Below are 23,957 nucleotides of genomic sequence, written 5' to 3' on the forward strand. Positions count from 1 at the left end.
GGAAGTTTATGGCTGACAAAAACCCTTTGACTCCGGAAGAAGTGACGGAGTTATTCTCCGAAATCGATGCATCCGGTGTCTTGGATCCCACGCTTGCTAAAAAGCGAACCGAGCGCATGCGTGAGAAGGAGGCAGCGGCCAAGCGCGGTGACAAAGCGGCGCTAGCGCAGTTGCGCAGCGAAGACCGCGCGAGCCAGGCAAAACATATCGACCCGCTGTCCGAGGACGATCCTTCGGGCTCGCAGGTGAGCCATACCATTACGAAGACCGCGATGGCCGTGGTCATTGGTATTTTGGTGCTGATCGTGGGCATGCAGATTGGCTACGGCGTGATGCGTCGTCTGAACACCGCCAACTTGTCCGAGAGCGTTTCGGTCGATACCGTTTCGACGGCGCTGAAGGGCGGCCTTGAGTGGGGCAATGGCTTTACGCAGTTCCCGCTCGACTTTACCGTCGATGAAGCCGATGAGCGTACGGGCACGGTCGAGGTGACGGTGTTGGACACATCGTCTGCCAACGAGCTCGAGCTGCTGTCCAACGGGCAGATTCAGGCCGCGGCGCTTGCGACCAACGCGTTGCTCAACGATAAGATCGACCGCGTGGTGTATAACGTTCACGCCTATATCGACGAGGATAGCAATATTCAGCACGATTCCTTCTTTGGCATGTTTCCCGCCCACGGCCACCAGAGCGCCATCCTGACGTTCGTGTGGACCAAGAGCTCATCCAACGCCACGAATATCGACTGGAAGATGCGCATCGTGAGTATGGATGACACCATCGCCGAGCGCATTCAGAAGCAGGTGAACTCGGTGTCGTCGTTGATTGAGGACCCGGTGGTGAGCCAGACCAAGATTGACGAGGAAAAGGCCGAACGTGACCTGGAGCATCGTCTGCATGGCCGCGAGATTTTCCGCGGCGGTAAGCCCGACCGAACGCCGTCCGAACTGCTGGAGCAGGACAAGAAAAAGTAAGACGCCATCATCCCGTGTGAGCCACAAGCCCCGCGGGATGATTTTTCTGGGACGGGGATTAAAAAATCATTATGCATAGAAAGTCATAATTATCATTTCGTAAACATTTCGATGAAATTAACGCCATGAGGCATGCTTGCGGTTACAATACCGCGAGGCCTAACTACACACCTTTAAGCCGGTCCTGTGAGACCGGGAAGGAGAATTATGGCGAACAACCATACCGCGGGCACTGCCGCCCGCACCTTCGCGCCCAGCGAACTTTGCCAGCGTATGCTGGCCAAAACCAGCAAGGGCACCTGCGGTCCCTGCATCCTGTATCTTGAGGATGGGACCATTTTTTATGGACGTGCATGCGGCGCCGAGGGCACCGCGACCGGCGAAGTCTGCTTCAACACCTCGCTCGAGGGCTACTTTGAGGTCATGACCGACCCGAGTTATGCCGGCCAAATCGTAACCATGACCTATCCGCAGATCGGCAACTACGGTATCGACGAGACCGACGTCCAGTCGGCCTTCCCCGGCGACGCCGTGCGCCCCGCGAGCGCTCCGGCTATGCGCGGCATGATTGTTCGCGACATGTGCGCCACGCCTTCTAACTGGCGCTCGGCCGTCAGCGTGCCGGAGTACCTGTGCGCTCACGGCATCGTCGCTATCGAGGGTGTCGACACCCGCGCTCTGGTGCGCCATCTGCGCGACAATGGTTCCAAGATGGGCATTATCTCGACCGAGATCTTCGACATCGACGAGCTTGCCGAGCGTCTGGCCGCAGCGCCCACGCTGGTAGGCGAGAATCTGGTCAAGACCGTGAGTTGCCCCGCGCCTCACGAGTTTGCCGCCGTCGACCTGCCTGCCACGCATGACTTTGCACTTGCGGCTGCCGCTCCTGCCCGTCACAAGGTGGTCGCCTACGACTGCGGCGTCAAGCGCGGCATTCTGGAAGGCCTCGTCCGCGCCGGCTGCGACCTTACCGTCGTGCCGTGGGATACGCCCGCGAGTGAGGTGCTCGACATGAATCCCGACGGTGTCTTTTTGTCCAACGGCCCCGGCGACCCCGATGCCGTGGTGGAGACCTACGAGCAGGTGCAGCAGCTGATCGGCAAGGTGCCGGTCTTTGGCATTTGCCTGGGTCATCAGATGATCAGTCTGGCCTGCGGCGCCCAGATGGAAAAGCTTAAGTTCGGTCACCGCGGTGGCAACCAGCCGGTCATGAACCTGGTAAGCCGTCGCGTGGAGATCACCGCGCAAAACCATGGCTTTGGCCTGCTGTTCCCCAGCTTGGGCAAGCTTGTCCCCGAGCTTTCCGGCGGCGAGACCGAGCATGCGGCCGATGGAGATCTGCGCGTCTGGGTGCGCCGCGGAATCGCGCCGGTCGTGATGAACGAGCGCTTCGGCCGCATTCGCCTGACGCACGTGAACCTCAACGACGGCACCGCCGAGGGCATCCAGCTGCTCGACGCCCCGTGCTTCTCGGTCCAGTACCACCCCGAGGCCTCGCCTGGCCCCACCGATGCCCACTATCTCTTTACCGCCTTTACGCGACTCATGGACGGCGAGGAGAACTACCTGGACATCGACACCGCGAAGGACCGCCTGGCTGGCTGGAATTTCGCCGAGACCGCCGCGACCGAGACCGAGGAGAACTAACATGCCGAAACGTACTGACATCAAGCGCATCCTCGTCATTGGTTCGGGCCCCATCGTCATTGGTCAGGCTTGCGAGTTCGATTACTCCGGCGCCCAGGCCTGCAAGGTGCTCAAGGAAGATGGCTTTGAGGTTATCCTGGTCAATTCCAACCCGGCGACCATCATGACCGACCCGGGTCTTGCCGACCGCACCTATGTCGAGCCCATCACCGCCGAGTTTATCGAGCGCGTAATCAAGAAAGAGCGCCCGGACGCGCTGCTGCCCACGCTGGGCGGCCAGACCGGTCTGAACGCCGCCGTCGAGCTGGCAAAGGACGGCACGCTCGACAAGTACGGCGTCGAGATGATCGGTTGCGACCTGGCCGCCATCGAGCGCGGCGAGGACCGCAAGCTCTTTAACGAGGCCATGGCCGAGATCGGCCTGGAGGTCGCGCGCTCGGGCTATGCCTACAGCGTGGCTGACGCCGAGGCCATCGCCGAGCGCGTGGGCTATCCCTGCGTGCTGCGTCCGAGCTTTACCCTCGGTGGCGCCGGCGGCGGCATCGCGCACACCCACGAGGAGCTCGTCTCCATCGTGAGCCAGGGCCTGGAGCTCTCGCCTGCCCACGAGGTGCTGGTCGAGGAGTCCATCGAGGGCTGGAAAGAGTATGAGATGGAGGTCATGCGTGACCACGCCGGCAACGGCATCATCGTGTGCTCCATCGAGAACCTCGACCCCATGGGCGTGCATACCGGCGACTCCATCACCGTGGCGCCGGCGCAGACACTCTCCGACCTTGAGTATCAGCGCATGCGCGTGGCCTCGCTCGCCATTCTGGAGAAGATCGGCGTCGAGACCGGTGGCTCCAACGTGCAGTTTGCCGTGAACCCCAACACCGGCCGCCTGATCGTCATCGAGATGAACCCGCGCGTGAGCCGTTCGTCCGCACTGGCCTCCAAGGCCACGGGCTTCCCCATCGCCAAGGCCGCCGCTCGCCTGGCCGTGGGCTACACGCTCGACGAGATCGTCAACGACATCACCAAGGCAACGCCCGCCTGCTTTGAGCCCACGATCGACTACTGTGTGGTCAAGGTGCCGCGCTTTGCCTTCGAGAAGTTCAAGGGTACCGACCCCACGCTCACCACGCGTATGAAGGCCGTGGGCGAGATCATGGCGATCGGCCGCACCTTTGAGGAGGCCTTTGGCAAGGCTATGCGCTCGCTGGAGGATGGCCACCAGGGCATTTGCGCCGGTGGCAAAGAGGGTGCCGATAAGCTGAGCGACGACGAGCTTGCTCAGGCCGTGGCAACCCCGACCGAGCATCGCATCTTCTTTGTGGTCGAGGCTCTGCGCCGTGGCTGGGACATCGCTCGCATCCATGCCATCTGCGGTATCGATCCGTGGTACCTCAACCGTATCAACGACATGGTGCAGGTCCAGGAGAGCATCCGCGGCCTGCGTGTGGAGGATATCGACGCCGACGCGATGCGTCTGCTCAAGCAGTACGGCACGAGCGACGCCGAGATCGCCGCGCTGACCGGCTCGGACGAGCGCTTTGTGCGCGCCTATCGCAAGGGTCTGGGCGTGGTTCCTAGCATGAAGACGGTCGATACCTGTGCTGCGGAGTTCTCGAGCGCCACGGAGTACCACTACAAGACGTACGAGAACATCTACCGCACGAGCCCGGATGCCAAGAAGTGCGTGGCTCCCGACGAGACCATGCCGGCGGACAAGCCCAAGGCGATGATCCTGGGCGCCGGCCCCAACCGCATTGGACAGGGTATCGAGTTCGATTACTGCTGCGTGCACGCGAGCTACGCGCTGGCGGCCCGCGGCTTCGAGACCATCATGGTCAACTGCAATCCCGAGACCGTCTCGACCGACTATGACACGTCCGACCGCCTGTACTTTGAGCCGCTCACCTACGAGGACGTCATGGACGTTATCGACGTTGAGCGCCCCGATGGCGTCGTGGTGACGCTCGGCGGCCAGACCCCGCTTAAGCTGGCGCGCATGCTCGAGGAGAGCGGCGTGAACATCATGGGCACCAAGCCCGATGCCATCGACTTTGCCGAGGACCGCGAGCGCTTTGCCGCCCTGCTCGACAAGCTGGGCATTATGTATCCGCCGGCGGGCCAGGCCACCTCGTTTGAGGAGGCCGAGGCCGTTGCCACACACATCGGCTACCCGCTGCTGGTGCGTCCGAGCTACGTGCTGGGCGGCCGCGGCATGATGATCGCCTACGATGCCGAGCATCTGCGCGATTACATGGCCGAGGCTGCGCGCATTAGCCCCGACTACCCGGTGTATCTGGATCGCTTCTTGGAGGGTGCGATCGAGTCCGATGTCGACGCCCTGTGCGATGGCGAAGAGGTCTACATCGGCGGCATTCTGGAGCATATCGAGGAGGCCGGTATTCACTCCGGCGACTCTGCGACCTGCATCCCGCCGTTCAGCTTTAGCGAGAGTCTGCAGGCAAAGCTTCGCGAGACCACGCGCCGCATCGCGATGGCGCTGGGCGTACGCGGCCTGGTCAACGTGCAGTACGCCATTAAGGGCGAGACCGTCTACGTGATCGAGGCCAACCCGCGTGCCAGCCGTACCGTGCCGTTTATCTCCAAGGCCACCGGCGTGCCGCTGGCCAAGTGCGCGGCGCGTATCATGGCGGGCGATTCCATCGCAAGCCTGGGCCTGCCGAGCGGCGAGCGTCAGCTCGATTGGTTCTGCATGAAGGAAGCCGTTATGCCCTGGGGTCGTTTCCCCGGTGCCGACGTTATCCTGGGGCCCGAGATGAAGTCGACGGGCGAGGTCATGGGTATCGCCAAGAGCTATCCCGAGGCATACGCCAAGACGCAGCTGGCGATTGACTACAAGCTGCCCGACCCGAGCGCCGGCAAGGTGTTCATCAGCGTGTGCGACCGCGACAAGCGTCATATCCTTTCGGTTGCGCGTATCCTTCGCTACCTGGGCTTTGATATCTGCTCCACCGAGGGTACGGCGCGCGTGCTGCGTGGCGGCAACGTGACCTGCGAGGTCGTGGAGAAGATTAGCGGCCCGCACGACGGCGGGCGCCCCAACATCGGCGACCTCATCGCCGATGGCAAGATTGCGGTAATCATCAACACGCCGTACGGCCCGGGTTCGCGTGGCGATGGCTACCTGCTACGTACCGAGGCCGTACGCCGCGGTGTGACCTGCGTGACGGCGATGTCTGCCGCCAACACGTACGTGAGTGCCATCGAGGCCGTGCGCGAGGACCAGCAGGGTCACGGCAGCGCCAACGACATGGGCATGGACGTCATCGCCCTGCAGGACCTGCCGCAGTACACGGTGTAGTTGACCTGGCCGGCCGGGGCGGGAGGGGCCGAGTTTCCCCCTTTCGCTCCGGCTGCAAGCAGAGTCGCTCAGGAGGAAACTCGGCCCCTCTCGCCCCGACGCACTGTGTCTAGACGGATTGCACCTCCTGTTTTTAGAGATAAATACCATTTAGCGGCGATATTCAACCGTTCAAGATATTATGTAATGGCATATTACGTCATATGACGTAATATGCCATTAGCAGTCAAGGATGATTGTCTGTGTTCAAGTCGAGAAAGGGGCAAAATGATTAAACTGTGTCGCGTCGATAGCCGGTTAGTGCATGGGCAGACCGTGTTCTCTTGGTATCCAACGCTTGAAGCAAACGCTATTCTTGTGGTTTCAGATGAGTACGCCGCAAGCAAAGAGCGAATTCAAGCGCTGCGAATTGCAAAACCCGCTGATGCCAAATTGGTTGTCAAAAGTGTAGAAGATTCCATCGTGGCCCTTAACGGAAGCGCGGTGGATAAATACGAGCTAATTGTTGTTGCGGGAAATGTACATGACGCCTGTGAAGTTGCGCGTGCGTGTCCAAAAATAACGTCTGTGAATTTAGGCGGCGCTCGACCGTTGGGGGATAGCGTAAAGGAGCTTGGCCCTGCTGTGCGCCTTTCCCAATCCGATATTAATGAAATTAAGAAAGCCATGGCTGATGGAATCGAGTTCGAGGTAAGGCAGGTTGCTAGCGAGAAAAAACGCATCGTAACAAGTTTTGATTTGTAGGAAGAGGGAGAAATATGCTGCTTCAGGCTTTTCTGGTTGGTCTTGCCGCTGCGATAGGTCAATCGGATTATTTACTCGGTACTGCGATGGTCGAGCGGCCGATTGTCCTCGGAGCGATCGTCGGTATTTTTTTGGGTGATATTCCGACTGGCGTTATTGTTGGTTTCCAGCTCGAACTCGCGTTCATGGGGGTCTGGCAGGTTGGTGCTGCCGTGCCGCCCAACGTAATTGTTGGTTCAGTTTTGGGAACAGCCTTTGCGATTACTATGGGTGCGGGTCCCGAGACCGCTCTGACTATTGCTATGCCCACTGCGGTGCTTGCCGGCATGTTTGACAGCCTTATGTATAGCGTTGTTACGCCTCCTATGGCTGTCTGGGCTGATCGTGGTGCCGAAAAAGACGACCCCAAAACGATTGCAGCCGCTATGTGGACCAATGGAATTCTCTACATCATTGCGCTTGGCTTGATTTGCGGCGTGGCTTTTTACGTTGGAAATGATGCTGTTCAGGCACTGATTGACGCCATTCCTGATTGGCTTACGAATGGGCTTACGATCGCAACGGGTATTCTGCCCGCGCTTGGATTTGCGCAGCTTATGTCAATCCTGTCCACCAAGGAGCTGAGCTTCCTATTCTTTGGAGGCTTCTTGCTGAGTGCCTATCTAAACATTCCGACGATCGGTATCGTGGCGTTTTCGCTGATCCTGATTGGGATTCTCAATATGGCTCACATTTTTATGCCTGCCAGTGCGGCGGTCGCTAAGGAGGTTGACGATGACAACGAATTCTAATGATGTTCTTGAGCTCTCGTCGGAGTCAAATAAATCGACCGATAAGAGAATAACCAAGAAAGACTTAAAGGCGTTATTTTGGCGCAGCTTTCCACTCAACATCATGTGGAGCTTTGACCGACAAATGAACGTTGGTTTCTGCTACGACATGATTCCGGTAATCAAACGGTTATACGATAAGCCTGAAGACCGGATCGAGGCATATAAGCGTCATCTTGAGTTTTACAATATTCAAGTTACGTTTAATCCTCTGGTCGCCGGCATTGTGGCCTCCATGGAGGAAGAGAACGCCAACAATCGGGACTTTGACACCGCCTCAATTAACGCCATGAAAGCATCGCTTATGGCTCCGCTTTCCGGTATTGGAGATTCACTGATCGCCAGTACGCTTCGCATGATTGCGACGGGCGTTGTGACAGGACTTTGCCTTTCGGGCAGTCTGCTCGGCCCAATCCTGTTCCTGCTTCTTTATAATGTCCCAACGATCCTGATTCGCTGGTTTGGGCTTCAGTATGGTTATTCGCTTGGCAGTGGCATGATTTCGAAGCTGAACGATTCTGATGTAATGCACAAAGTTACGTCCGGCCTGGCGATTGTGGGACTAATGGTAGTTGGTGGAATGGTGGCGACCACCGTTGCAGTTACCACTCCGCTCGCTCTTAACTTCGGCGACACCGCGTTTAAGTTGCAGGAAACGCTCGATGGGATATTCCCGGCTCTTTTGCCGCTCTGCGCGTTCGGGATCATGTGTCTTTGCAATAAGAAACAGGTCAAAATTATTTGGCAGATTGTGGGCATTCTCGCTGCGGGTATTGTGCTCGGCGTCCTGGGGATTTTGGGCTAGAGAAGGCGTCCATCTTTTGAGATGCTGAACTCGAAGGACGATGCGTCTGCTCGCCAAACGGTTTTCGAATAGTGGAGCGGCATTTCATTGCAGGCATATGTGACGTGCTCGACAACGCTCACGGGGGCTCCAACGATATAACCGAGAAGGTTTGCTTCTTGGAGCCCCGCTATTCCTGCGGTGATTTTGAGTTTCTCAATACCGGTTGCGATGCTGTAATGGTTGGCGATCAGGTCGAAAAGACTGGCATTGTCTGTGAGAAGCTCCAGTAGTCCGGGTAGAGTGCCCTGCGTTGCATAAATGGTGTCGATGGCGCAGGGGGCATTTTCGATATAAACCAAGCGCGCAACTCGTTGCACTACGGTTCCGTTGTCAATTTTGAGCTCCCGTGCAATGTGGGCATCAGCTTTGATCAAGCCTGTTTCCAAGATGGACTTGGTTGTTTTATCGCCGTATTGGGGGTCGGAGCTCAAATTGAAAATGGTGCTTGTTCCTCGTTTCAGGATGAGCTTCGATGGGTTTACGAATGTCCCCTTGCCTCGCAGGCGGTAGAGCAAGTTTTGGTCAATGAGATTCTGTACGGCGCGTCTTACGGTGATCCTGCTTACTTTGTATTGCTTGCAAAGCTCGGTTTCGGTGGGAATCTGACTGCCGCCGGGGAGTTCGCCAGAAACTATTTTCTTGAGGATATCGTTTTCAACGGTCTGATAGAGAAGCTCTGGCTGAGTGAGCTCGTCTTTTGCTGCAGGCATGGTGGACCCCTTGGTCTTCAGTTTCTTTAGTACATAGATATACGACAACTGAGGACATCATAAGCCGTTATCTCAAAAGTTATGGAAATATCGATTTGGCGTTATCGCCGAGAGGGGATTTAAGATGGGCAGACAATACGACGAGGCGTTGATTGGCGCCATCTCCGGTCGCTCGTTTATAACCGAGAAGAGGGGACTCGAGGTTCAAATTCGTCCGGTTCCTGATGATGAAAGAGAGCATGTGCTTGACCCACGAATTCTCGAGGTATCCCGCAAGAAGATGCGGAATGTTAGCATGTCTCCGAGCTGGACGAGCCTTATTGGAATGCGTCATCGCCCGGATAAGCCGACATACCGCCTACTCGATGGTGAGGTTCAGCGCGATGAGGTCCTCATGGAGGCGGCCGATCGCTATATAGATTTATTTGTCTGGACGCCACCAAATCATAAGGAGGCAAGTCCAGCGCTAGTTTACCTGCATGGCGGCGCGTTTATGGCGGGGAATGTTCTGCAATTTGAACATCAGCTCGAGTTCATCGCCGAAAAGTCTGGTGCAGTGGTGGTTTATCCGGAATACCGCTTGGCGCCGGAGACGGCATTTCCCGGGCAGATCGAGGATTGCGTTCTTGCTCTTGATTATGTGCGCGAGCATGCCGGGGATCTCGGAATCGATCCTCATAAAATAATGGTCGCCGGCGACTCTGCGGGAGGAAGCCTTACTAATGCGTGTGTTCAGCTCAGGGGTGCTGGAGCTGTAGCCCATGCCTTCGAAATCTATCCTGAAGTCGACCTTGCGGGCGAACAGGGCGAGGGATATGAGGATTTTCCTGCGATAGCCGATCAAGAGGACGTTGCGCGTTTTCGCATCGACCATCTTCGCGATTCGGACGGCCCGATGGTCGAACTTTGTGCGCACGGAAAAATGTCTCCTCATGACCCGTTGATTTCTGCGCTAATGCTTGAGGACTGCACTGATTTCCCCCCGGTGACTATCGTGACATCCGAATACGATCCGCTTCGTATCCCCGATGAAAAATGGGCTACAAAATTACGGTCTTCAGGAATCGATGTCGAGGTCATCGAATATGCCGGATGTGACCATGGTTTCTTCGATCATTTTGGCGTGTACCCGCAATCGGAAGACGTGTGTTTGTTGATGGCTGAGAAGCTTAAAGAAATGGCTGCACAATAACGTCTCTCGGCGATAAGGGACTGAAGTCGCCTGTGTTTCTGCATTCGTGGTTCTCAGTCTGATTAAAAATGAGGCTTGCTCCTTGCCCGAGTGGGTGGGGAGCAGTTTGTTTTTTGTAGCGATGCGAGGTGAGTGCCGCGCACTTTAGATCGCCATTTTGCTTCGCTGTATACCACTTGACGTAATAAAAGAGGCAAGGGCGGTGCGAGGGCCAACAGTCATTCTAAGCTCGGATTCGTATCCTAAAAGGTTGTTTCGGTTGCGTGGTACAATATAGCAAAAAAGAATGATAAAATGAATTCGAAAAAGAATTCATTTTTAGGAGGTATGTATGCCTGCTTTGCAGATGCTCGACAACCTTGTTCCAATTAGCGATTTCAGCCACGGTAAGGGCTCGGCTGCATTTTCGAAGGTTGGGGACGACAATCCAGTTGTGGTTCTCAAACACAACAAGCCAGCGTTTGTGATTGTGACACCCGATGAATATAGGGAAGCGAAGCAAGCGGAGGAGGACCTCGCCTTGTTAACGTTGGCACTTAAGAGAGTGGCTGTGGCAAGTGATGATGCGCTTGTTTCCCTGTCTGATGTTATGGAAGAGCTGGGCGTGAGCCAGGACGAACTCGATCAGATGGATGAGGTCGAGTTTGAATGAGTGGGTACGAAATCGCTTTCTACCCGGATGCTCTCAAGGATATTAAGCGTCTGGACGGCTCCCAACGAAAGATCGTCCTTAAGGCTATAGAAAAAATCAGAACGAACCCATTGCCGCAGAACGAAGGCGGATTCGGCAAGCCTCTTGGAAACAAGGCAGGTACGGATTTGACTGGCTTTATGAAAATCAAGCTCAGGGGAAGTGGCATTCGAATCGTGTACCGCCTCATCAGAATTAAAGAAAAGATGGCCATCGTAGTGGTAGGCGCTCGCGAAGACATGGAAGTCTACCGAACTGCTCAGAGACGAGAACTCGATTTCGAGAAATGGGCGGAAGAGAATATCTAGCTTTAACGATGAACGACGAGTGAGCGTTGGTGGGGCCCTGACGAATTAGATTCGTCAGGGTTTTTCGCTGAACCAATTGCCTTCAGCCTCCGTTGACCTTTCCTTCCAATTCATCAGCAAACGTACGTCATAGCAATTCCCGGTAGGTCGCAGGGCGCTTCGCGGGCGGGCCAGGCTTTATCTGAACGACTTTGCAAAGCAACCGGAGTGAAGATAAAGCCTGGCCCGCCCGCGAAGCGCCACACAGACCGCAAGGACGGGAGCAGCTATACTACTCTCAGTAGTTAAGGGTCGCGGATCCGCCGCGTCGCCGCTCTCAACAGGAGGTCTTTGTTTATGGCAGATCAGAAGCCGGTTGTCGGGATCATCATGGGTTCCAAGTCCGATCTGGGCGTTATGGAAGGCTGCACCGTCGAGCTCGAGGCGCTTGGTGTGCCCTATGAGCTCGTCATTGCGAGCGCACACCGCACGCCGGCGAAGGTCCACGAGTGGGCCTCGACTGCTGCCGATCGCGGTATCAAAGTGATTATCGCCGCCGCCGGCAAGGCTGCTCACCTGGGTGGTGTCGTGGCTGCCTTTACGCCGCTGCCGGTTATCGGCGTGCCTATGAAGACAAGTGACCTGGGCGGTATGGATTCGCTGCTGTCGATGGTGCAGATGCCTTCGGGTGTGCCCGTGGCCTGCGTTGCCATCAATGGCGCCAAGAATGCCGCCATCTACGCTACACAGATTCTAGGCGCCTGCGACCCCGAGTATCGCAAGGTTATCGAGAAGATGAAGCAGGAGATGGCCGACGCCTAGGCGTTCCGCCGTTTCACCGCAGTATAAGGAGAGCCATGTCCGACTATCAGGGAAAACGATTCAAGGCTTCTCAGATTCCCGATCCGTCGAAGCCGGGTGCTGCCCATGCGGCGCAGCAGGGTCGGACATCCTCTCCTCAGCAGCCGCGCGCGCCGCGCCCCGTGACGCCGGCGACGCATCGTCGACAGGACGCGCCAGCCGCATATCGACCTTCATCTTATAGCAACGCTAAAAAGCCGCCCCGGGCTTCATCGCATGCCGCGCCGTCGGATTACACCGAGCCGCCGCGCAAAAAGCGTCGCTCCATTATTCCCATTCTGCTCATCATCATCGGCATCGGCCTGATTGTCGCCGCCGCTGCCATCTTTATCAACGCGCAGATTGGCTATAAGCAGGCAAGCGATTCGTACCAGAAAATCGAGAAGCAATATGTAAGCGATAAGGACGCCAGCGGCGTGCCGATTATCGACTTCGATGCGCTTGCTCAGACAAACCCCGAGATTGTGGGTTGGATTTATGTGCCGGGAACCAACATCAACTATCCCGTCGTACAGACCAACAACAACTCAAAATACCTCAACACGTTGTTCGATGGCACGTCCAACGCATCGGGTGCCATCTTCTTGGATTACGAGGACACTGCGCCCGGCATGGTGGATCAGCAGACTACGATCTACGGCCACCATATGAACGACGGGTCGATGTTCAACGTGATTTCGGACACCACTGATCAGGCGACGTTCGATAGCATCGAGTTTGTGTATTACATCACACGGGATGCTACGTATAAGCTGCGACCGCTGGCGACCAAAGTTGTTGAGGACACGTATGCCAAGGCGCGCACGCGCAATTTTGAGGGCGACGACGGGCTCAAGAACTACCTGTCCGAGATGCTCGACGGTGCCTCTGCCGTGGCGAGCGATGCCACCGATCGTGCTGCTTCGGCAACCAAGGTCGTAACGCTTGTGACCTGTCGTTCGTTATCGCTGAGCAACACGCGTGCTGTCATGGTGCTCACGCCGGTCGAGGAATAAGTTGTTCGAGAGTAGCTAAAAAGCCCCGTTCCAAATTGGCTACTCGACGACGGTAAGGGAGAAATGATGCTCGAGAATGGCAAAACGATGCCTTCGATTGATGCTTGGCTGCGTGAGGCCAAGGCCGATTCGTCGGCACCTGCGTGCGGTATGTATCTGACGCATAACGGTGTGGTGCGCGCGACGCCCAAGTCCGAGGCGCGTGGTGTCGAGACCGATGGCGTGGTGCCGGGCCACAAGGTGGGCGGCATGGTGTTTGGCTACGACGCCAGCAAGGTGCAGGCCGCCATCGTGGCCACGCGTGCGATGCCGGGTATCGGCTATGTGCGCGTGTGGCTGGCAAGCGGCGAGCTTGCCGTAGGCGACGACATCATGCTCGTGCTCATCGGCGGGGACATTCGCCCGCATGTGGTCGATGCGCTGCAGACGCTCGTTGGCACCATCAAGAACGAATGCGTGAGTGAGGTCGAGCGCGAGGCGTAGAGGCTTGCGTCGATAGAAGGCTCATTTATAAAAATGCCCGCCGGTACGTGTGATACCGGCGGGCATTTTGCGTTTTGGGCGCGGTGGACGCTACACGCGCGTCGCATCCTTGGGGCTCATGGTCATGCTCTGGAAGCGATTCTCCATAAAGTCATTATCGAAGTACTTGCCGTAGAACTGCGCAACGGGAATATCCGGTTCCGTGCCGTTGACGCGCTGATACCAATAATCGAGCGACTGCAGCGTCATAACGCCATCGACCAGCATAATGATGGTGAAGATGACGGTAGCGGAGTAGCGGCTCTTCCAGGGAATCATGTTGATGAGCTTGAGCAGCCTCGGCAGCAGCAGCTTGATCCAGATGAGGCCACCCAGGCCCCACAGGCAGGCGAAGCCTGTGCAGGTACGTCCGCCGGTAAGGACGGCGAGCGGATCTGGCATGCCAAAGAGCTTCATATGCGAGTAGCTCCACGAGACCACGCCAAACGAGGTCTGCATAAACCAGCCCACGAACACCTCAAAGCTTGCGCCGAGCAGCGCGCTCACCAAAAAGATAATGATGGGGTTCTTTTTATAGAAGCGGTTGAGCACCATGGTCATGAGCACGGCGCCAAATCCGTAGATGGGGCTGAAGGGGCCAAACAGCATGCCGGCGCGGTTCTGGTAGACGCCCGGGTCGTCGACCGTCATGTGCCAGATGTCCTCGGCGATCAAGCCGAGTATGCAGCAGACAAAGAATACCCAGAACAGGTTGAAGTAGTTGAGCTTGATGTAGCCCTCGCCGGTTTCATCGCGCCCGAGCATGCCCTCGGCGGCGGCGTCGCGATCGAGCATCTCCTGCAGGCGGCGCTGCAGCTCGCGCTCCTGGCGCAGCGTGGGGTCGACGGTGGCCGAAAGCGCGACGAGGATGCCGAGCTGGATGGCAGGGCGCAGCAAGAAGGGCCCGATGCCTTGGAGCATCACGTCAACCAAAAGCTCGACGACGGTAAACGCGATAAGGATATAGGACAGACGGGCGGCATTGCGGCGCTGGTTCTTGATGAGGTCCAGGCCAAAGATGATCAAGATGACGGCACTGGCAGCCGAGAGCATGATGCCGGCGACGATAAGGCCGACCGCGACGAGCGTGTTGTCGCCGAGCTTGGCGGCGGCGTTGCCGTTGATGAGCGCGGTGATGACCTGCCACATAAAGGCGCCGACCGAAGGGAGCGTGCCCACGCCGGACAGGATGCATAGGACGGCGTACACCTTAATGATGAGGGGGATCTTCTTGACCTCCGTGGCGCTGGGGACGCTGGGGTCGAGTTCGTTTCGATCCATACATAACCTTTCTCGTTTTGCTGTAGGTACAAGGATACGCCGCCGACCTGCCAAAAGACAGGACGAACGTCCCAATTGCAACAATGCAAGCCCCAACGGCGGGCGAGACGCGTCGCAACGGAAGTATGCGGGATCGTCGGCCCCGAGGCGGTTGCCCAATAAAATGTTTGGCTGCAAAACGGATTATAAGCTCGGTGGGCTTTTAAAAAGCGCTGTTCATGCGCGGGAGTGCTTGTCTTGCCGTGCGTATAATAGGGCAGGTAACGCCAAATAACGAGGCTCTGAGGGGATGCCATGTCTCAAGAAACCATCCACGCGGCCGAGCGCGCCGCGGGACAGGTGAAGACCATGTCGACGTATGATCCGGACTCCGACCAGCTGCATGAGGAATGCGGCATTTTTGGTGTGTGGGCGCCCGATCGCGACGTGGCTCGACTGACGTACTTTGGTCTGCGCGCGCTGCAGCATCGCGGCCAGGAATCGGCGGGAATCGCCGTGGGTGATGGCGGCACGGTTATGGTCCGCAAGGATCTGGGGCTGCTCGACCGCGTGTTCTCCAACGCCGACCTGTCGACGCTCTCCGGCCAGCTGGCCGTGGGCCACGTGCGCTATGGCACCGCCGGCGCCAAGAGCTGGGAAGCCTCGCAGCCGCACCTCTCCACCATCAACAGCGTCATTATCGCGCTCGCGCACAACGGTACTCTGGTCAACACCGACGAGCTGCGCCGCCAGCTGATCGAGCTGGGCGTGCCGTTCCTCTCCAATTCGGATTCCGAGGTCGCGACCAAGCTCATCGGCTACTTTACTCAGCGTACAGGCCATCTGCGCGAGGGCATTCGCAAGACCATGGAGCTCGTGCGCGGCGGCTACGCCATGACGCTTATCAACGAACAGGCGCTCTACGCATTCCGCGATCCGCACGGCATTCGCCCGCTCGTGCTGGGCAAGCTGGTGGACGAGGGTTTGGACCAGGCCGATGCCGCATCCGTTTCGCAGCTGCCCTCGCAAGACGGCGCCACGACGGTCGACTCCGCCGTCCATGTCACGCGCGCCGGCGGCTGGGTCGTTGCTTCCGAGACCTGCGCACTCGACATCGTGGGCGCCGAGTACGTCCGTGACGTCCGTCCCGGCGAGATCTTGCGCATCAGCGCCGAGGGTCTGGTATCCGAGCAGGGCGTGCCTGCCGCCGAAGAGCCCGCAAACTGCATCTTTGAGCAGGTCTACTTTGCCCGCCCCGACTCCATTATGAACGGCAAGAGCGTCTATGCCTGCCGTTACGACATGGGCCGTCAGCTGGCACATGAGGAGCCCGTCGAGGCCGACCTGGTCATCGGCGTGCCCGATTCCGGCCTGCCGCCCGCGGAGGGGTATTCGCACGAGAGCGGTATTCCCTTTGGCGAGGGCCTCATCAAGAACCGCTACGTGGGCCGTACGTTTATCGAGCCTACGCAGGAGTTGCGCGCCATGGGCGTGCGTATGAAACTCAACCCGCTGCGCGACAACATCGAGGGCAAGCGCCTGGTCGTCATCGACGACTCCATCGTGCGCGGCACCACCATGGTGCAGCTCGTCAAGATGCTGCGCAACGCCGGTGCCAAGGAGATTCATATCCGCATCAACTCGCCCGAGGTCATCTGGCCGTGCTTCTACGGTATCGATACCGACGTGCAGTCGCAGCTTATCAGCGCCAACAAGACAGTCGACGAGATTTGCGAGTACATCGGCGCCGATTCGCTGGCCTTCCTTTCGGTCGAGGGCCTGCTGAAGGTCGTGCCCAAGGGCGGTTACTGCGATGCGTGCTTTACCGGCCGCTACCCCGTGGCGATTCCCGAGAGCTTTGGCCGCGATAAGTTTATGGAGGGCTTTAAGCCCCGCAACCTGGATAAGCCGCTGCATTTTGACGACGACGCCGTGGTCGAGAAATACGACGACCGCAGCTGGGAAGAGGAGCACGGCGAGGCCTAAAACCTGCCATGTAGGGACAGGTTCATTTTGGTAGGTTTTACCTGCTGTTTTATTGATATGACGGCGTGTGCTGTTATGGCACACGCCGAAATGAACACAACTATGAGCACCGTTTGGCGCCCGCGCGGCGCCACGGTAGTGGGAGAGGAAGGCTCAGATGAGCGACAGCAAGCATGTGACGTACGAGGACGCCGGCGTCGATACCGCCGAGGGCGGCCGCGCCGTCAACGCTATTAAGCAGATGGTCAAGGACACCAACCGCCCCGAGGTTATCGGCGGCATCGGTGGCTTTGGTGGCCTGTTCTCGGCCGCCGCGCTTAAGGATATGGAAGATCCGATCCTGATCAGCGGCACCGACGGCGTGGGCACCAAGCTCGTGCTCGCCCAGATCATGGACCGTCACGAGACGGTGGGCCAGGACCTGGTCGCCATGTGCGTCAATGACATTTTGGCTTCGGGCGCCGAGCCGCTGTTCTTCCTGGACTACGTTGCCATCGGTCACATCGAGGCCGAGCACATGGCAAAGATCATTAAGGGCGTGGCCGACGGCTGCAAGTTCGCGGGCTGCGCGCTCGTGGGCGGCGAGATGGCCGAGCACCCTGGCGTCATGGCTCCTGCCGACTACGACCTCGCCGGCTTTACCGTGGGTGTCGTCGATCGCCCCAAGATGCTCGACCCCGCGAACGTCCGCCCCGGCGACGTGATTCTGGGCCTGCCTTCCACCGGCGTGCACTCCAACGGCTACTCGCTCGTGCGTAAGGTCATCGGCGTCGACGGCATTAAGCCGGGCACGCCCGGGGCCGCCGCTAAGGCCGAGGAGCTGAGCCGTCCGCTCGAGGAACTCGGCGGCGCATCGCTGGCAGACGCCCTGTTGGCCCCCACGCGCATCTACGTCAAGCCGATTCTAGAGCTGCTGCGCGGCGGCGCCAACGTGCACGCCATCGCCCACATCACTGGCGGCGGTATTACCGAGAACCTCAACCGCGCGCTCGCCGACGACGTCGACGCCGTGGTCACCCGCAACGGTGTCGAGATGGGCTGGGACGTTCCGCCCGTCATCACCTACGTGTCGCGCCAGGCCGAGCTTGCGCCCAACGAGGCATGCAAGACCTTCAACATGGGCGTTGGCCTGTGCCTGATCGTCGCCCCCGAGGACGAGGCCGCGGTTACCGAGGCCCTGGTCGCGCTGGGCGAGAAGCCGTTCCGCGTGGGCGAGTGCGTCGAGGGTTCCGGTAGGGTCGTGTACTCCGATGAGCGCTAACGAGCAGATGGCTGCTGCCGAGAGCCTGGGCTTTGTGCCCTACACCCGTCCGACCGGCACCGATACGGCTGAGCCGCTCAAGCTCGGTGTGCTCATCAGCGGTTCGGGTACCAACCTGCAGGCGCTGATCGATCTGATCGCCGCTGGTAAGCTCAATGCGTCGATTGAGCTTGTGGTGTCGAGCCGTCCTTCGGCTAAGGGTTTGCAGCGCGCTGAGCGCGCGGGCATCCAGACGCTCACACTGTCCAAGGATGTCTATGCCGACCCTATTGCCGCCGACGAGATCATCGCGCACGAGCTTCTCGAGCGCGGCTGCGAGTATGTGGCCATGGCCGGCTACATGCGCATGGTGCACACGCCTCTGTTGGCGGCGTTTCCCAACCGCGTGGTCAACTTGCATCCGGCGCTGCTGCCGAGCTTTACCGGTGCGCATGCGATTGGCGACGCCTTTGCGCGCGGCGTCAAGGTAACTGGCGTGACCGTGCATTTTGCCAACGAGATCTACGACAACGGTCCCATCATCGCCCAGCGTGCGCTGGCTGTTGAGGAGGGCTGGGATGTCGACACGCTCGAGGAGCACATCCACGCGATTGAGCACGTGCTGTATCCCGAGGTCGTGCAAATGCTCGCCGACGGCCGCGTCCACGTGCTGGAGAGCGGCAAGGTCGCAATTGACGCGCCTCGCGGCTAGCGGCGCACAGTACAATTTAGCCGAGTAGTCAGGGTGGTCATTGGCGCCAAGGCGCGCGTGGCCACCTTTTGTTTTTGGGTAGTCATCGGGGACGGTCTTTAACGACTAGTCATTCAAGAACGTCGCAGGTGACTAGGTGAGAGAGGTGAGCGCATGGCGGATAACGAAGCTCTGTTTACGCCTGAGCTGGTGTTTTTTGATTGGGAGTGTGCGACGCCGGATGAGGTGTTTGCGCGGCTCGAGGGCGAGCTTGCACCACGTGGCTACATTGCCGACGGTTGGCTCGACGCCGTTCGCACGCGCGAGGATGCCTATCCCACGGGTCTTGCCATGCCGGCGGCAAACATTGCCATTCCGCATACCGATCCGGGGTTTGTGGCCAAGCCCTATATCGCGGTGGTGAAGCCCGCCACGTCCGTGACATTTAACGCTATGGCTGGCATGGGCGCTCCGGTGCCGGCGCAGATCGTCATCAATCTGGGTATTGCCGAGCCGGGCGGCCAGGTCGAGGCCCTGCAGGCGCTCATGAACATCTTTATGGACGCCGATGCCGCAGCCGACGTACTCGGCCAGACCACGCCCCAGGGCATGGTCGACGCCATCCGCCGCCACTTCTAAGGTGGGGCTGAGTCGGCACTTGGGGACTGTCCCTAACTGCCGGCTGCCAGAGCTGTCCCCTTTGCACCAAAATGGTGCAAATTAACCTGTCCCCAATGCACCAAGCGTGCCGCGGGGGCTGCGTTGTGACACAATGGCGTTTGTTCGATTCGTTATGCGAAAGGCCAACTATGGCAAATAAGAAAAAGAACTCCGAGGCCGCGCCGACGCCCGAGCAGCAGGCCCGCGCTGCCTCCAGCTCTCGCAAGAAGCAGCGCAAGACGTACGTGTCTAAGACCGTCAAGATCGTCCTGGTGGTCATCGGCGTGCTGGCGATGCTGCTTTCCGTCTCGGCGATGGCGTGCTCCGGCCTTATGTCGCAGGCCGAGGACACCTCGGGCTACAAGCTGACCGGCGGTGTTGCTGCAACTATCAACGGCACCAACCTCACCGAGGACACCGTGACCAAGCAGATCATGAGCATGCGCACGTCCTACGGCTACACCAAGGACAAGGACTGGGCGCAGTATCTGGTTGACAACGACCTCACGCCCAAGAAGTACCGCAAGCAACTTATCGACTCCTACACGCAGCAGATTCTGCTTCAACAGGCACAGAAGGAGAACGGCGTGACGGTGTCGGACGAGGAGGTCGAGAAGGCCTGGAAGGACGCGTGCAAGAGCGCGGGCGGTGCCAAGGCCTTTAAGAAGACCCTCAAGACCTACGGCTATACCGAGGACACCTACAAGGATTCGCTCAAGGAGAGCCTGGCGCAGCAGAAACTCAAGGATGCCGTCGCGCCCACGAGCAAGCCCAAGGACAGCGAGATCGTCGATTACATCAACGAGAACCTGTCTAACTACAACGATGCCCGCCGCTCGTCGAACATCCTGATCAAGGTTGATTCCGATGCTTCCGACGAGGACAAGGCCGCTGCCAAGGCCAAGGCACAGGAGTGCCTGGACAAGATCAACTCCGGCGAGCTGAGCTTTGAGGATGCCGTGGAGCAGTACTCCGACGACACCGGCTCCAAGGAGAAGAAGGGCGATGTGGGTTGGGATAAGCTCACTACCTTCGTCGACAGCTACCAGACGGCGCTCGAGGGGCTCAACAAGGGCGACGTGAGCGAAGTCGTCGAGTCGACCTATGGCTACCACGTCATCAAGTGCACCGACTACTTCCATGTCGATAATCAGGTTGATGACATCAACCAGGTGCCCAAGGCCATCAAGAAATACGTTTCCAACGTGGTGAAGACGCAGGCGGCCAGCACCGCGTACAGCGAGTGGCTGGAGCAGTACAAGAAGGACGCCGACATTACCGTCAACCCCATGCCCAAGGACGTGCCATACAACGTCAGCCTGAAGGGCGTCACCAAGAGTTCGACCGACGATTCGTCGACGACTGAGTAATCATGGGGCGGTGCTCGCGCGAGTGCCGCCCACGCTATTGAGGAGGATTTGCAGATGACCAACGAAGAGCTGCAGAAAGAAATGATCGCGGCCATGAAGGCCAAGGACAAGGTTCGCCTGTCCATCATTCGCCAGGTTAAGGCCGAGGTGAAGAATATCGAGGTCAACGAGCGCCGCGATGTGACCGAGGAAGACGTCAACAGCATGATCAAGCGTCTGATCAAGCAGACGAGCGAGACGCTGGAGATGTCCATCAAGGCCGGCACCGACCAGGAGCGTACCGACAACCTGACCGAGCAGGTCAAGATTCTGGAAAGCCTGCTGCCCGCGCAGGTTTCGGGCGAGGAGCTCGAGGCCCTGATCGAGCAGGTTATCGCCGAGCTGGGCGCCACGTCCAAGAAGCAGATGGGCCAGGTCATGGGCGCGCTCGGCAAGGCCACCGGCGGCAACTTCGACAAGCCGGCCGCGGCAAAGATCGTCGGCGCAAAGCTTGCGTAAGGGCCGAGCGGTACATAGTTGATGTTGAGGGGGCGTGGCCGTCATGGTCGCGCCCCTTTTTGCTGGGCTGGGCGCTCATTGGGGACAGACTTAAATGAGTGCCCAATGAGCAGGTACTCATTTAAGTCTGTCCCCAATGAGTGGGTTAAAGGTTGCGGGTTCTTTACGGGAATGTAGTGTGGGCTGCGGAAACGTGGTTCTTTCCGTACAATAGTTCAACTCGTGTAAACGCAGGGAAGGGACATTCATGGCAGACATGATCGAGATCAAGCATCTCAACAAGTACTTTGGCGACCTGCATGTGCTCAAAGATATCAATCTCACCGTCAAGCGCGGCGAGAAGCTCGTAATGATCGGGCCTTCCGGTTCGGGTAAGTCGACGCTCATCCGTTGCGTCGATTATCTGGAGGAGCCCACGTCGGGCGAGGTCGTCATCGACGGCACGCCGCTCACCAAAAAGAATCACCTGGAGATGGCTCGCAAGTACAGTTCCATGGTGTTTCAGCAGTTCAACCTGTATCCCAACATGACGGTGCTCGGCAACCTGACGCTCGCACCCATCAAGCTGCAAAAGAAGAGCAAGGAGGAGGCGACCGAGATTGCCATCGCCGCGCTCAAGCGCGTCGGCATGGCTCATAAGGCCGGCGAGTATCCGCAGAATCTCTCGGGTGGTCAGCAGCAGCGCATCGCCATTGCCCGTGCCCTGTGCACCAAGCAGCCCATCATCCTGTTTGACGAACCGACCTCGGCGCTCGACCCCGAGATGGTCCAGGAGGTTCTGGACGTTATGATTGAGCTCGCGCAGGAGGACATCACCATGATCTGCGTGACGCATGAGATGGGCTTTGCGCGCCAGGTGGCCGACCGCGTCATCTTTATGGAGGACGGCCGCATTCTGGAGGAGGGCACGCCCGAGCACTTCTTCGATAACCCCGAGAACCCGCGCTGCCGCGAGTTCCTGTCCAAGATTCTGCACTAGGCGCGGTGATGGACATGACGGATATGACGAGGGCGGCCGTGTCGCGCCGTCACTTTTTGCAGCTGGCTGGCGCCGGCATGCTTGCGCTGACGGGGACCGCGCTTACCGGTTGCGGCAACTCCACCAGCGGCGAGGGCTCCGACAAGGGGTCCAAGCTTGCGGCCATCAAGTCACGTGGCCATCTGAATGCCGGCGTTAAGAAGGACGTTCCCGGCTATGGCTATTACGACACCGCCAAGGGCCGCTTTGAGGGCATGGAAGTTGATTTGTGCTACCAGATCGCTGCTGCCGTCTTTGGCGTGAGTTACAAGGAGGCCCGCGCCCAGGAGCTTGTCGAGTTTACCGATGTAACGCCCAAGACGCGCGGCCCGCTGATCGATAACGGCCAGCTTGACGTGGTCGCGGCGACCTACACCATCACCGACGAGCGCAAGAAGAGCTGGGATTTCTCGACGCCGTACCGCACCGACTACGTGGGACTCATGGTCAAGAAGCGTTCGGGCTTTACCTCGATTGAGGATCTGGACGGCAAGGTCATTGGCGTGAGCCAGGGTGCTACCACGCAGGGACTGATTGAGCAGATGATCAAGGACAACGGCTTTAGCTGCAAGCCCGAGTTTAGGGCCTTTAGCGGCTACCCCATCATCAAGAGTTCGCTCGATGCCGGCAATATCGACGTCTTTGCCATGGACCGCTCCACGTTGGCCGGTTACATGAACGAGACCGTTGAGCTGCTGCAGCCCGAGGTCAAGTTTGGCGAACAGGGCTACGGCGTGGCGACCAAGAAGGGCTGCGACCTTTCGGCCGTGGTCGATCAGGTGATTTGCGATCGCCTGGCCGACGGCTGGCTCGACCAAGAGGTCAAGACCTGGGGTCTTGTATAGGCGCATCGTCCAAGGAAGGAATCAAATGCTCGAAGGATTATTTGACGCCGACCGTTGGTCGACGACATTTCAAAACATGGGGCCCTTCTGGGAGGGCTTTGGCGTGACGCTACAGGTGGTCGTTGCCGGTCTGTTGCTGTCGCTGGTGCTGGGCACGCTGCTGGGTGTGTTCTCTACCACCCGTTCGCGTGTGCTGCGTGCCATAAGCCGCGTGTACGTTGAGTTTTACCAGAACACCCCGTTGCCCGTGCAGGTGCTCTTTATGTACATGGCCGGTCCGCAGTTTTTGCAGGCCATAACCGGTGCCGACCAGCCGGTGCGCATCGCGCCGTTCGTGCTGGGCTTCTTGGGCGTGGGCCTGTATCACGCGGCCTACATTTCGGAGGTCATCCGCACTGGTATCGAGGCGGTTCCGCGCGGTCAGATGGAGGCGGCCCAGAGCCAGGGCTTCACCCGTGCGCAGGCGTACTGGTACATCGTGCTGCCCCAGACGTTCAAGATCATTCTGCCGCCGCTGTGTAACCAGGCGCTCAACCTGGTCAAGAACACGTCGGTGCTGGCGCTTGTGGCCGGCGGCGACCTTATGTACCGTTCCGACAACTTTGTGAGTCTGTACGGTTACCTGCAGGGATATATCGTCTGCTGCCTTATGTACTTCATCATCTGCTTTCCGCTCGCCATGCTGGTGCAGTGGCTCGAGCGCCGCTCCAAGGAGCGTCCGCGCGGCGTGAGCCTGGCCGAGCTGGGGCTCGACAACGTAGAGGAGGCCTAGC

The 23,957-nt window shown here is 58.6% G+C and carries 23 protein-coding genes; 21 read left to right on the forward strand and 2 right to left on the reverse strand.

The features are described 5' to 3' along the window. Window positions 1-8: 8 nt before the first annotated feature. From ABCP74_RS03190 to ABCP74_RS03215, 6 genes are all read left to right on the forward strand, one after another. On the forward strand, window positions 9-974 hold the full coding sequence (locus ABCP74_RS03190; protein ID WP_343000756.1) for a hypothetical protein: 966 nt from the start codon (window positions 9-11) through the stop codon (window positions 972-974). Between the two features lie 207 nt (window positions 975-1,181). Beyond that, window positions 1,182-2,621 carry a glutamine-hydrolyzing carbamoyl-phosphate synthase small subunit gene (carA, locus tag ABCP74_RS03195; protein WP_343000755.1) on the forward strand — a complete coding sequence of 480 codons (1,440 nt, stop codon included), beginning with the start codon at window positions 1,182-1,184 and terminating at the stop codon, window positions 2,619-2,621. A gap of 1 nt (window position 2,622) precedes the next feature. Continuing rightward, a complete protein-coding gene (gene carB / locus ABCP74_RS03200) occupies window positions 2,623-5,937 on the forward strand; it encodes a carbamoyl-phosphate synthase large subunit (protein ID WP_343000754.1) in 3,315 nt (1,104 codons plus the stop codon). Between the two features lie 267 nt (window positions 5,938-6,204). After that, window positions 6,205-6,681, forward strand: a complete 477-nt coding sequence (locus ABCP74_RS03205) for a PTS sugar transporter subunit IIB (RefSeq protein ID WP_006235818.1) — start codon at window positions 6,205-6,207, stop codon at window positions 6,679-6,681. 14 nt (window positions 6,682-6,695) lie between these two features. Next, window positions 6,696-7,472, forward strand: coding sequence for a PTS mannose/fructose/sorbose/N-acetylgalactosamine transporter subunit IIC (locus tag ABCP74_RS03210; protein WP_006235817.1), 777 nt, complete (start codon window positions 6,696-6,698; stop codon window positions 7,470-7,472). Then, window positions 7,456-8,316, forward strand: a complete 861-nt coding sequence (locus tag ABCP74_RS03215) for a PTS system mannose/fructose/sorbose family transporter subunit IID (protein ID WP_343000753.1) — start codon at window positions 7,456-7,458, stop codon at window positions 8,314-8,316. Before ABCP74_RS03210 ends, ABCP74_RS03215 begins: the two co-directional genes overlap by 17 nt. Here the strand turns inward: ABCP74_RS03215 and ABCP74_RS03220 are convergent. Continuing rightward, window positions 8,313-9,068, reverse strand: coding sequence for a GntR family transcriptional regulator (locus ABCP74_RS03220; protein WP_343000752.1), 756 nt, complete (start codon window positions 9,066-9,068; stop codon window positions 8,313-8,315). The genes ABCP74_RS03215 and ABCP74_RS03220 overlap by 4 nt on opposite strands. Window positions 9,069-9,192: 124 nt before the next feature. Here ABCP74_RS03220 and ABCP74_RS03225 point away from each other — a divergent pair, with 124 nt between their 5' ends. From ABCP74_RS03225 to ABCP74_RS03250, 6 genes are all read left to right on the forward strand, one after another. Beyond that, window positions 9,193-10,260 carry an alpha/beta hydrolase gene (locus tag ABCP74_RS03225; RefSeq protein ID WP_217107378.1) on the forward strand — a complete coding sequence of 356 codons (1,068 nt, stop codon included), beginning with the start codon at window positions 9,193-9,195 and terminating at the stop codon, window positions 10,258-10,260. A gap of 331 nt (window positions 10,261-10,591) precedes the next feature. Next, window positions 10,592-10,912 carry a type II toxin-antitoxin system prevent-host-death family antitoxin gene (locus tag ABCP74_RS03230; protein WP_195521035.1) on the forward strand — a complete coding sequence of 107 codons (321 nt, stop codon included), beginning with the start codon at window positions 10,592-10,594 and terminating at the stop codon, window positions 10,910-10,912. Next, window positions 10,909-11,259 carry a type II toxin-antitoxin system RelE family toxin gene (locus tag ABCP74_RS03235; RefSeq protein ID WP_343000751.1) on the forward strand — a complete coding sequence of 117 codons (351 nt, stop codon included), beginning with the start codon at window positions 10,909-10,911 and terminating at the stop codon, window positions 11,257-11,259. The genes ABCP74_RS03230 and ABCP74_RS03235 overlap by 4 nt, the downstream gene beginning before the upstream one ends. Window positions 11,260-11,595: 336 nt before the next feature. Next, entirely contained in the window at window positions 11,596-12,060 is a 465-nt protein-coding gene (gene purE, locus ABCP74_RS03240; protein WP_055310286.1) for a 5-(carboxyamino)imidazole ribonucleotide mutase, read from the forward strand. A 35-nt stretch (window positions 12,061-12,095) separates the two neighbouring features. Further along, window positions 12,096-13,094: a class B sortase gene (locus ABCP74_RS03245; RefSeq protein ID WP_343000750.1), complete on the forward strand. Its 999-nt coding sequence runs from the start codon at window positions 12,096-12,098 to the stop codon at window positions 13,092-13,094. 63 nt (window positions 13,095-13,157) lie between these two features. After that, window positions 13,158-13,577, forward strand: a complete 420-nt coding sequence (locus tag ABCP74_RS03250; RefSeq protein ID WP_343102191.1) for a molybdenum cofactor biosynthesis protein MoaE — start codon at window positions 13,158-13,160, stop codon at window positions 13,575-13,577. Between the two features lie 90 nt (window positions 13,578-13,667). On the opposite strand, the gene ABCP74_RS03255 is transcribed toward ABCP74_RS03250, so the two are convergent. After that, on the reverse strand, window positions 13,668-14,897 hold the full coding sequence (locus ABCP74_RS03255; protein WP_117634672.1) for a putative ABC transporter permease: 1,230 nt from the start codon (window positions 14,895-14,897) through the stop codon (window positions 13,668-13,670). Window positions 14,898-15,191: 294 nt separating this feature from the next. On the opposite strand from ABCP74_RS03255, the gene purF reads away from it, so the two are divergent. The 9 genes from purF (at window position 15,192) to ABCP74_RS03300 (ending at window position 23,956) form a co-directional block, all read left to right on the forward strand. Beyond that, the gene (gene purF, locus ABCP74_RS03260) at window positions 15,192-16,862 is read left to right on the forward strand and encodes an amidophosphoribosyltransferase (RefSeq protein WP_343000748.1); all 1,671 of its coding nucleotides are present in this window, start codon (window positions 15,192-15,194) and stop codon (window positions 16,860-16,862) included. Window positions 16,863-17,019: 157 nt separating this feature from the next. Next, window positions 17,020-18,123 carry a phosphoribosylformylglycinamidine cyclo-ligase gene (purM, locus tag ABCP74_RS03265; RefSeq protein ID WP_343000747.1) on the forward strand — a complete coding sequence of 368 codons (1,104 nt, stop codon included), beginning with the start codon at window positions 17,020-17,022 and terminating at the stop codon, window positions 18,121-18,123. Then, the gene (gene purN / locus ABCP74_RS03270; protein WP_217107382.1) at window positions 18,113-18,814 is read left to right on the forward strand and encodes a phosphoribosylglycinamide formyltransferase; all 702 of its coding nucleotides are present in this window, start codon (window positions 18,113-18,115) and stop codon (window positions 18,812-18,814) included. The genes purM and purN overlap by 11 nt, the downstream gene beginning before the upstream one ends. Window positions 18,815-18,967: 153 nt before the next feature. Continuing rightward, window positions 18,968-19,432 (forward strand): PTS sugar transporter subunit IIA, encoded by a 465-nt coding sequence (locus ABCP74_RS03275; RefSeq protein ID WP_217107383.1) that lies wholly within the window; start codon window positions 18,968-18,970, stop codon window positions 19,430-19,432. Window positions 19,433-19,602: 170 nt separating this feature from the next. Next, on the forward strand, window positions 19,603-20,823 hold the full coding sequence (locus ABCP74_RS03280; RefSeq protein WP_217107384.1) for a peptidylprolyl isomerase: 1,221 nt from the start codon (window positions 19,603-19,605) through the stop codon (window positions 20,821-20,823). Window positions 20,824-20,877: 54 nt separating this feature from the next. Then, on the forward strand, window positions 20,878-21,321 hold the full coding sequence (locus ABCP74_RS03285; RefSeq protein WP_006235801.1) for a GatB/YqeY domain-containing protein: 444 nt from the start codon (window positions 20,878-20,880) through the stop codon (window positions 21,319-21,321). A gap of 247 nt (window positions 21,322-21,568) precedes the next feature. Beyond that, window positions 21,569-22,300 carry an amino acid ABC transporter ATP-binding protein gene (locus tag ABCP74_RS03290; RefSeq protein WP_022094215.1) on the forward strand — a complete coding sequence of 244 codons (732 nt, stop codon included), beginning with the start codon at window positions 21,569-21,571 and terminating at the stop codon, window positions 22,298-22,300. Between the two features lie 8 nt (window positions 22,301-22,308). Further along, on the forward strand, window positions 22,309-23,184 hold the full coding sequence (locus tag ABCP74_RS03295) for a transporter substrate-binding domain-containing protein (RefSeq protein ID WP_082435536.1): 876 nt from the start codon (window positions 22,309-22,311) through the stop codon (window positions 23,182-23,184). Between the two features lie 25 nt (window positions 23,185-23,209). Next, the gene (locus tag ABCP74_RS03300; protein ID WP_035136546.1) at window positions 23,210-23,956 is read left to right on the forward strand and encodes an amino acid ABC transporter permease; all 747 of its coding nucleotides are present in this window, start codon (window positions 23,210-23,212) and stop codon (window positions 23,954-23,956) included. Window position 23,957 lies beyond the last annotated feature (1 nt).

This window comes from Collinsella aerofaciens, assembly GCF_039062315.1.
GTDB classification, from domain to species: Bacteria; Actinomycetota; Coriobacteriia; order Coriobacteriales; family Coriobacteriaceae; genus Collinsella; species Collinsella aerofaciens_BG.

Bases quoted from the DNA above. Each gene is read 5' to 3' on its own strand.
- purF (WP_343000748.1), top strand. From the start codon at position 15,192: ATGTCTCAAGAAACCATCCACGCGGCCGAGCGCGCCGCGGGACAGGTG.
- ABCP74_RS03210 (WP_006235817.1), top strand. From the start codon at position 6,696: ATGCTGCTTCAGGCTTTTCTGGTTGGTCTTGCCGCTGCGATAGGTCAA.
- ABCP74_RS03290 (WP_022094215.1), top strand. From the start codon at position 21,569: ATGGCAGACATGATCGAGATCAAGCATCTCAACAAGTACTTTGGCGAC.
- ABCP74_RS03235 (WP_343000751.1), top strand. From the start codon at position 10,909: ATGAGTGGGTACGAAATCGCTTTCTACCCGGATGCTCTCAAGGATATT.
- ABCP74_RS03300 (WP_035136546.1), top strand. From the start codon at position 23,210: ATGCTCGAAGGATTATTTGACGCCGACCGTTGGTCGACGACATTTCAA.
- ABCP74_RS03190 (WP_343000756.1), top strand. From the start codon at position 9: ATGGCTGACAAAAACCCTTTGACTCCGGAAGAAGTGACGGAGTTATTC.
- ABCP74_RS03205 (WP_006235818.1), top strand. From the start codon at position 6,205: ATGATTAAACTGTGTCGCGTCGATAGCCGGTTAGTGCATGGGCAGACC.
- purN (WP_217107382.1), top strand. From the start codon at position 18,113: ATGAGCGCTAACGAGCAGATGGCTGCTGCCGAGAGCCTGGGCTTTGTG.
- ABCP74_RS03215 (WP_343000753.1), top strand. From the start codon at position 7,456: ATGACAACGAATTCTAATGATGTTCTTGAGCTCTCGTCGGAGTCAAAT.
- ABCP74_RS03280 (WP_217107384.1), top strand. From the start codon at position 19,603: ATGGCAAATAAGAAAAAGAACTCCGAGGCCGCGCCGACGCCCGAGCAG.
- carA (WP_343000755.1), top strand. From the start codon at position 1,182: ATGGCGAACAACCATACCGCGGGCACTGCCGCCCGCACCTTCGCGCCC.
- purE (WP_055310286.1), top strand. From the start codon at position 11,596: ATGGCAGATCAGAAGCCGGTTGTCGGGATCATCATGGGTTCCAAGTCC.
- ABCP74_RS03275 (WP_217107383.1), top strand. From the start codon at position 18,968: ATGGCGGATAACGAAGCTCTGTTTACGCCTGAGCTGGTGTTTTTTGAT.
- ABCP74_RS03220 (WP_343000752.1), bottom strand. From the start codon at position 9,068: ATGCCTGCAGCAAAAGACGAGCTCACTCAGCCAGAGCTTCTCTATCAG.
- ABCP74_RS03295 (WP_082435536.1), top strand. From the start codon at position 22,309: ATGGACATGACGGATATGACGAGGGCGGCCGTGTCGCGCCGTCACTTT.
- ABCP74_RS03285 (WP_006235801.1), top strand. From the start codon at position 20,878: ATGACCAACGAAGAGCTGCAGAAAGAAATGATCGCGGCCATGAAGGCC.
- ABCP74_RS03255 (WP_117634672.1), bottom strand. From the start codon at position 14,897: ATGGATCGAAACGAACTCGACCCCAGCGTCCCCAGCGCCACGGAGGTC.
- ABCP74_RS03245 (WP_343000750.1), top strand. From the start codon at position 12,096: ATGTCCGACTATCAGGGAAAACGATTCAAGGCTTCTCAGATTCCCGAT.
- ABCP74_RS03225 (WP_217107378.1), top strand. From the start codon at position 9,193: ATGGGCAGACAATACGACGAGGCGTTGATTGGCGCCATCTCCGGTCGC.
- ABCP74_RS03250 (WP_343102191.1), top strand. From the start codon at position 13,158: ATGATGCTCGAGAATGGCAAAACGATGCCTTCGATTGATGCTTGGCTG.
- purM (WP_343000747.1), top strand. From the start codon at position 17,020: ATGAGCGACAGCAAGCATGTGACGTACGAGGACGCCGGCGTCGATACC.
- ABCP74_RS03230 (WP_195521035.1), top strand. From the start codon at position 10,592: ATGCCTGCTTTGCAGATGCTCGACAACCTTGTTCCAATTAGCGATTTC.
- carB (WP_343000754.1), top strand. From the start codon at position 2,623: ATGCCGAAACGTACTGACATCAAGCGCATCCTCGTCATTGGTTCGGGC.